This window comes from Fictibacillus solisalsi (genome assembly GCF_900103485.1).
Taxonomy (GTDB): domain Bacteria; phylum Bacillota; class Bacilli; order Bacillales; family Fictibacillaceae; genus Fictibacillus_C; species Fictibacillus_C solisalsi.
The window spans coordinates 2,060,159-2,066,520 of sequence record NZ_FNHW01000001.1; the positions used below are offsets into that span (position 1 = coordinate 2,060,159).

At 45.4% G+C, this 6,362-nt stretch carries 8 protein-coding genes; all 8 read right to left on the reverse strand.

Annotation, left to right across the window (positions count from 1 at the left end; all coding sequences use genetic code 11):
- Window positions 1-20: 20 nt before the first annotated feature.
- Window positions 21-1,163, reverse strand: a complete 1,143-nt coding sequence (gene tgt, locus BLT53_RS10615; RefSeq protein WP_090234691.1) for a tRNA guanosine(34) transglycosylase Tgt — start codon at window positions 1,161-1,163, stop codon at window positions 21-23.
- 1 nt (window position 1,164) lies between these two features.
- Window positions 1,165-2,202, reverse strand: a complete 1,038-nt coding sequence (gene queA, locus BLT53_RS10620) for a tRNA preQ1(34) S-adenosylmethionine ribosyltransferase-isomerase QueA (protein WP_090234694.1) — start codon at window positions 2,200-2,202, stop codon at window positions 1,165-1,167.
- Window positions 2,203-2,244: 42 nt separating this feature from the next.
- Window positions 2,245-2,442: a DUF2905 domain-containing protein gene (locus BLT53_RS10625; RefSeq protein ID WP_170834309.1), complete on the reverse strand. Its 198-nt coding sequence runs from the start codon at window positions 2,440-2,442 to the stop codon at window positions 2,245-2,247.
- Window positions 2,442-3,440 (reverse strand): Holliday junction branch migration DNA helicase RuvB, encoded by a 999-nt coding sequence (gene ruvB, locus BLT53_RS10630; RefSeq protein ID WP_139168391.1) that lies wholly within the window; start codon window positions 3,438-3,440, stop codon window positions 2,442-2,444. The genes BLT53_RS10625 and ruvB overlap by 1 nt, the downstream gene beginning before the upstream one ends.
- Before the next feature lie 13 nt (window positions 3,441-3,453).
- Window positions 3,454-4,047, reverse strand: a complete 594-nt coding sequence (ruvA, locus tag BLT53_RS10635) for a Holliday junction branch migration protein RuvA (protein ID WP_090234699.1) — start codon at window positions 4,045-4,047, stop codon at window positions 3,454-3,456.
- 186 nt (window positions 4,048-4,233) lie between these two features.
- The gene (locus BLT53_RS10640) at window positions 4,234-4,833 is read right to left on the reverse strand and encodes a YhcN/YlaJ family sporulation lipoprotein (protein ID WP_090234701.1); all 600 of its coding nucleotides are present in this window, start codon (window positions 4,831-4,833) and stop codon (window positions 4,234-4,236) included.
- A gap of 87 nt (window positions 4,834-4,920) precedes the next feature.
- Window positions 4,921-5,910: a phosphotransferase gene (locus BLT53_RS10645; protein ID WP_090234703.1), complete on the reverse strand. Its 990-nt coding sequence runs from the start codon at window positions 5,908-5,910 to the stop codon at window positions 4,921-4,923.
- Window positions 5,900-6,362: hypothetical protein (locus BLT53_RS10650; protein WP_211516908.1), on the reverse strand; the 463-nt coding region annotated here is incomplete at its 5' end. The genes BLT53_RS10645 and BLT53_RS10650, both read right to left, overlap by 11 nt.

Sequence of the window (6,362 nt, forward strand, 5' to 3'; positions counted from 1 at the left end):
CCCTTTCAATTAGTTAAAACTTAAAAGTTTTTCGCATCCGGTTTGTTAAAGCCATATTGTTCAAAAAATTCTTCACGGAAGTCAAGCAGCCTGTCTTCCCGGATCGCTTGCTTGACCTGCTCCATTAAGTTTACCAAAAAATAAAGGTTATGGTAACTCGTAAGGCGGAAACCAAACGTTTCATTGCTTTTAACCAGGTGGCGGATGTACGCACGCGAGTAATTTCGGCATGTGTAGCAATCGCAATTTTCATCAAGCGGTCTGAAGTCTTTGGCATACTTTGCATTTCGGACAACTAGCCTTCCTTCACTGGTCATCAATGTACCGTTCCTCGCGATACGTGTTGGCAGTACACAATCAAACATGTCAATTCCACGGATGGCACCATCAATAAGGGAGTCAGGCGAACCTACACCCATCAGGTATCTTGGTTTGTTATCTGGCAAGTAAGGTGTGGTGAATTCCAACACCCGGTTCATGACGTCCTTCGGTTCACCCACGGAAAGTCCCCCGACAGCATACCCCGGAAAGTCAAGGGATACCAGGTCTTCTGCACTTTGGCGGCGTAAATCTTCATATTCACCACCCTGTACAATTCCGAACAATCCCTGGTCATGCGGCCTTTCATGGGCATTCAGACACCTTTCGGCCCAGCGGCTTGTCCGTTCAACGGACGACTTCATATACTCATACTCTGCCGGATATGGTGGACATTCATCAAATGCCATCATAATATCCGAACCTAGAGCATTTTGAATCTCCATTGCACCTTCCGGACTTAAGAACAGCTTTTCACCGTTCAAATGGTTTCTGAAATGAACGCCTTCTTCCGTAATTTTTCTTAAATCACTTAAACTGAAGACCTGGAACCCGCCTGAATCGGTCAAAATCGAACGGTCCCAGTTCATAAATTTATGAAGACCACCTGCTTCTCGAACAATTTCATGACCTGGGCGAAGCCACAGATGATACGTATTACTCAAAATAATGTTGGCCCCAAGGTCTTTCAACTCTTCCGGGCTCATTGTTTTTACAGTGGCCAATGTCCCCACCGGCATAAATACCGGTGTTTCAAACACACCATGTGGCGTATGGACTTTACCGAGCCTCGCTCCCGATTGTTTGCAGGTTTTGATTAATTCATACCGGACGGCTGCTGTCATGTTAGTTCTCTCCTTCTAGAATCAGCATGGCATCCCCAAAGCTGAAAAATCGATATCGTTCGTTTACGGCTTCCTTGTAAGCTTCCAGGACATGTTCACGGCCGGCAAGCGCACTGATCAGCATGATCAGCGTTGACTTTGGCAAATGAAAATTCGTAATCATTCCGTCAATTGCTTTAAACGTATAACCGGGATAAATAAAGATATCAGTCCAGCCGGAATCCTCACAAAATCCACCGTGTTTACCTGCAACGGTTTCAAGTGTCCGGGTGGATGTTGTGCCAACGGATACAATCCGTCCGCCGTTCTTTTTCACTTGGTTCAGCAGTTCAGCAGTACCTTTTGTGATCTGATAAAATTCGGCATGCATGTCATGCTCTTCTATATTTTCTGCCGATACCGGACGGAATGTCCCCAGCCCCACATGCAGCGTAATAAAAGTGACATGAACGCCTTTTTTCTTAATATCTTCAAGAAGGGATTCGGTAAAATGCAATCCAGCAGTTGGAGCTGCAGCAGAACCCTGGTGTTTGGCATAAACCGTCTGATAACGATCCCGCTCTTCCAGCTGTTCTTTAATGTAAGGAGGAAGAGGCATTTCACCCAAAGCATCAAGAATTTCGTAAAAAATACCCTCGTATTCAAACTTAAAGGTTCGGCCGCCCTGGTCTGTCTCCCCGGTGCATACGGCTTTCAGCAGGCCATTCCCAAAGACAACGGTCGTTCCCTGTTTTACACGTTTGGCTGGCTTTACAAGTGTTTCCCACGTGTCATCTCCTGTTTCTTTCAACAGCAGAATTTCAATTTTTGCTTTCGTATCTTCCTTTTCACCCAAAAGCCGTGCCGGAAGAACTCTCGTGTCGTTTAACACCAGGCAGTCGCCCGGGTTTAAGTAATCGATAATATTTTTAAATGTATTGTGTTCTACCTTCCCGGTTGCCGGATCAAGCACCATCAGCCTGGATGCTGTACGGTCCTTTAAGGGGGTTTGGGCAATCAGCTCGTCCGGAAGGTCAAAGTCAAACATATTAATATCCATTTTCTTCTCCTGTTTATCTTACTTGAAGGTCATTGGACCTCCTTATTTAAAACGACCGATCACATACATGATCAAAGACAGAACAATACTGGCAATGATTGATGTGACAATCGGAAAATAAAACGTTGTGTTTCCTTTTTTAAATACAAGATCGCCGGGCAGTTTGCCGACAAATGTCCATAGGCTGCCAATCACTATCAATACGATTCCCATAATTATCAACAACCGGGAAATTCCCATTAAGGATGCGGCACCTCCAAATTAAAATGCTCATACGCAAGAGCCGTGGCTACTCTCCCTCTTGGCGTACGCTGAATAAAACCGATTTGCAGCAAATAGGGCTCATACACATCTTCAATCGTATGCGATTCTTCCCCGATCGTAGCAGATATGGTTTCTAGACCGACAGGACCGCCTTTATATTTATGGATGATCCCTTGTAATAATTTATGGTCAATATGGTCCAATCCTAAACGGTCAACCTGAAGCATCTCCAGCGATTTATCGGCAAGGCTCAAAGTAATGGTGTCTGTCCCGTCCACCTGGGCAAAATCACGGACACGCTTGAACAGCCGGTTGGCTATTCTCGGTGTTCCTCTTGACCGCCGGGCAATCTCTGACGCAGACTGCCGATCAATCTTCATATTAAAAACACCGCTTGTTCGGGTTACAATTTCTGTTAATTCATCAACCGTATAAAATTCAAGCCGCGCCAAAACGCCAAACCTGTCCCTGAGCGGTGATGACAGCGATCCTGCACGGGTAGTAGCTCCTACAAGTGTAAAGGGAGGCAGCTCCAAACGGACTGACCGGGCTGTCTCTGCCTTCCCGATGACAATATCCAAACAAAAGTCTTCCATTGCCGAATACAGCACCTCTTCAATGGCCCTTGATAGACGGTGAATTTCATCAATGAATAAAACATCTCCCGGCTCCAGCGCAGTAAGAATGGCAGCAAGGTCACCCGGCCGTTCAATTGCCGGACCGCTCGTGGACCGGAAATTGACATTCATTTCCCTCGCGATGATAGAGGCGAGGGTCGTTTTACCTAGCCCCGGAGGACCGTACAAAAGCACATGGTCGAGTGCTTCATTTCTCATTTTGGCGGCCTGGATAAAGATATTCAAATTTTCTTTTACTTTTCCCTGACCTATGTATTGATGCAGGTATTCCGGACGTAAACTCAGTTCAAAAAAATCATCCTTCGAGCTTTCTCCAGATACAATTCTATCGTCCAAAGCGATCACGCCCCTAATGATTCACTAGCTTTTGCAGCGCTTTCCTAATGTATTGATCTGTAGTCAGATCTTCCTTTTTAAGAGAAGGCAGTACTTTGTTGATCTCCTTTTTGGCATATCCCAATGCGGTTAATGCTTCCACCGCTTCATCCAGCTGATCGGAATGGTCAGGTGCAGGAGTCGCAAATAATCCTTCAGCCGGCTCGTCCGTAAAAACCGACAGTTTCCCTTTCAAGTCCAAGATCATCTGTCGTGCGGTTTTTTTCCCTACACCGGGGAATTTAACCAGGAACGTTTCATCTTCCGCCTCAATGGCACGGATGACTTGTTCAGGCTGGCCAAAAGCCATAATGGCAAGGGCCCCTTTGGGACCGATTCCTGACACGTTCAGCAGTTTCAGAAACAGATCACGTTCCTTGCGCGCTTTAAAACCGTACAAAGCAAGCACATCTTCCCTAACATATTGGAACGTGTATATGGTTTCTATCTGCCCCACCCTGTATATAAATGGATTGGGACAGAGAATCTGGTACCCGATGCCACTCACTTCAAGCACGGTGTATTCGGCTGAAACATGTACAATTTTTCCGTTTATGTGTTCAATCAATCACGTTCTCTCCTTCTAAACAACACAAGCGCTGTGCCGCTGTATAAAGCGACCATACGTTTCCTCTCCGTATTGTATCACAGAGTCCGTCAAAACGGGGATAATAACACCAAAGAGAGGTGTGAACATTTCTTCAAAAGTAACGTTTTAACAGCCACAAAAAAAGAGAACAGAAAAATCTGTTCTCTAGCGGCGGTTATTTTCGAAAGGACGTTTAACTGCATTTCCTAAGTCGGTGCCAGCTTTTCCGATGTCGGACATAATGCCTTTAACGTCGGAGCTGACTTCGCGCGTGGTCTTGCCGTTTTGAAGATCATTATCGACATTGGTGATTCGATTGACGAGGTTGTCATCCGTTGTTACACGAACATCCCGATTGGGAACCAGTTTCTTTACTTCTCTATAAACCCTGTGATCCACAGTTTTTTTATTGTTTTCACTGGTATCTATTCCGACAATGACGTTGTTATCATTCAAAATAACGTGAGCATCGTCTACATTGTTCATACGGTTGACACGGTCCCGAATCTTTTCGGCAAGCGCACCATCATAGTTTTGATCGTAACCTACATTCCTTGGAGCATTATTGTCGGTACGGTTGTTATCCATCATATCGGTTACAGGGCCTTTGCTGCGGTCCATCCCATCGCGGTCACCCTGCTTGTTATAATAACCGATCGGCCGCACGTCGTTATCATTGCGGTCAAGTGCACCTTTATTGGTGTTACACCCCACAAGTCCTGCTGCCAATGTAAGAACCGTTAGTCCACTTAGTATTGGTTTCAATGCAAAAAACCTCCTTTCACCACTAGAATGGCTATCGGAGGCTTTTTTTACTCTGTTACATACAGGTAAGACATATAATTTTTGGCATTACGATTTTTTGGAGATTACTTCCTGAATAAGCTTAATGAACTTTCGCCGGTAAGAAAGATCATCTTCTGTAAAAATGGTCATCTCTTTGATTTGTTCCTTCCCCGCTTCAAACGCCCGGTTCCATTCTCTGTATAAATCCGTAGGAAAAACCAATGCGGTTAGAAACCATTTCTTTTTAAGCAAGGACACAAGCTCTGGATCCTCACACTTTTGTAAAATGGAAGGCGCCCAGTCCCAATACGGCATGACCCTGTTCACATACTGAAGAATGTCATAATCGTGCGGAACCACGGAGAATAAGTCATAATCAATTAAGATAACGTCATCTTCACTTCTGCGCATAAAATTGTGAGGAGCCACATCACCATGGCAAACTTCCCCTTTTTCCCGGGCCTCCTGTTCCATTCTTTCGAGTTCTTTTCGGTTTAAATGGCTTAATGACCATTTCCCCCAGGCAATCATCTCTTGAAAGGCTTCATCCATCTCGGCAGAAATAGAATGTTTTTTACTATTTCGCCTAAAAGAATTAAATCGCTTCGTCCACTTTTCAACAAGTGAATAACTTGAAAGAAGTGAAAGATAGCTGTCGGATGAATAGATGCTTTGTGCATGAAATTTTCGGATGGCATGTATTCCGTCCCTGACATCTTTTTCATCGTTCAGGTCGAGTTCATCACCTTTATAAAACGGCATAATCCCCCAATACATGTGATCAAAGTAATGAACGTTTTTACCGGTTGGATACGTGGTATAAACCCCCATCATGGGATGATCGTATTGAGAATACCATTGGGAAAGTTTTAACTGCTCCATGCACTCATCTTTTCGGGAAAACCCTTTTAGCACATAAGCTCCGGCTTTGGTTTCAACAATGCAAACATTGTCTTTCACGAAATAGTGACTGATAACATCGAGTCCTTTTACCGTTAGACTGTTCAAGAATAGACGCTTTCGTTTGAAACCGTTTCTGTAATCTTTATTCTTCATCTTGATCCTGGCTGTCTATAGAGCCATCACGGTAATCCGCTTCTGAGTATGGATTCGGCATTTCCTGCAATCCTTCCCCGTGTTCTGGTACGTAGTCCCCGAATGACTCGTGATCGGTCATGTCTCCATAATAGGATTCAAAACTGTGGTCTTGAGGATCTTCTCCGTACATGTCAGGACGACCGGTTTCATATTGGCCGCCATACTGCTGGCCTGGCATCATTCCCTGGCTCATTTGTGGGCTCATGCCATATTGCTGGCCCCCGTACTGCTGGCCCGGCATCATTCCCTGGCCCATCTGCTGGCCACTGCCCATTTGCTGGCTTCCAAATTGCTGACCTGGCATTCCCTGACCCATCTGCTGCCCTCCGGACTGCTGGCCTGGCATTCCCTGGCCCATCTGCTGCCCTCCGGACTGCTGGCCTCCATACTGCTGACCTCCATACTGCTGA

What these genes read in the sequence shown, in the direction of transcription:
- tgt (WP_090234691.1), bottom strand. Translation starts at nt 1,163, where the DNA reads ATGACAGCAGCCGTCCGGTATGAATTAATCAAAACCTGCAAACAATCG.
- queA (WP_090234694.1), bottom strand. Translation starts at nt 2,202, where the DNA reads ATGGATATTAATATGTTTGACTTTGACCTTCCGGACGAGCTGATTGCC.
- BLT53_RS10625 (WP_170834309.1), bottom strand. Translation starts at nt 2,442, where the DNA reads ATGGGAATTTCCCGGTTGTTGATAATTATGGGAATCGTATTGATAGTG.
- BLT53_RS10645 (WP_090234703.1), bottom strand. Translation starts at nt 5,910, where the DNA reads ATGAAGAATAAAGATTACAGAAACGGTTTCAAACGAAAGCGTCTATTC.